The organism is Mannheimia cairinae, assembly GCF_028649535.1.
Lineage (GTDB): Bacteria > Pseudomonadota > Gammaproteobacteria > Enterobacterales > Pasteurellaceae > Mannheimia > Mannheimia cairinae.
The window spans coordinates 1-1,063 of record NZ_JAQSJE010000013.1 but is presented as its reverse complement, the minus strand read 5'-3'; the positions used below and the strand labels follow the sequence as shown (position 1 = coordinate 1,063).

Sequence of the window (1,063 nt, the reverse complement as noted above, 5' to 3'; positions counted from 1 at the left end):
CCAGTGAAGATTAGACCGTCGTTTAGGGTTGCGACCTCTTCAACAACTGGTTCTTTAGTATCTGGGTCAATAACTGGGTTGCCGTCTTTATCTACAGGTGTGTAAACAATACGGGTTTTGCCATCTTTACCATTCTTACCATCAACGCCATCTGCACCATTCTCTGCTTTAAAGGTTAGACCGTTTTCACCATCTTTACCATTCAAGCCAATAGAGCCGTCTTTACCGTTTAGGACAACTGCTGAACCGTCTTTGCCGTTTACACCAACTTTACCGTCAACACCGTCTTTACCTGGTTGACCATCTTTACCTGGTTCACCTTTCTCGCCAATAGTGATTTCATTGGCTAAACCAAAGTCAATTTCATTGTTACGTACTGTGGTAACGATATTTCCATCTTTAGACGTATAATTAACTGTTTGACCAAGCTCCACCGTATCTTCTTTGATCGCTTTACCTTCAGCATCTGTACCTAGGTCTTTATTATCTGCAGTGATCTTAAAGCCAGTAGTTACAAGATCGTTCGTCGCATTACGTATGTCCTTAATGTTCGCACCATTAGTACCAACTTCTTCTAACTGCTTTTCAGTCAGGTCGTTCACTGAAGCAATTTGTTTACCATCTGCTCCGTTAACACCATCAATACCGCTTTTCACGTTGACGATTTGGTTACCACCGTTGTTTAAACCTTTATCAGTTACTGATACAACGTTGCCATCTTTACCATCTTTACCATCTTTTGGTGTGATGGTGATGCCATTGTTGTTGACAACAGTACTTGGTACATCTTCATTAACAACACTAATAGTATTGCCATCTTCATCTTCTACTTCTTTATACTCAACAAAGTTCGCTGAAGATAGGCCTTGCAAATCTCGGTTCAACTGAATTTCAAGTTGGTCTTTTTCATTTGCAACTACATTGATGTTACCTGAAGCTGACTTGAAGCTTTCTGATGTCGCTTTGTCATTGATGCCTTCTGCTACTTCACCAACAATGTTGACTACACTGTTTAACTTGTGGCGGTTTAGCTTTTCATTATTGCCAGTGAAGATTAGACCGT

At 40.5% G+C, this 1,063-nt stretch carries 1 pseudogene; it reads right to left on the bottom strand.

Annotated elements, in window-relative coordinates:
• A pseudogene (locus tag PTQ27_RS11455) lies at nucleotides 1-1,063 on the bottom strand (hypothetical protein); the annotation flags it as partial.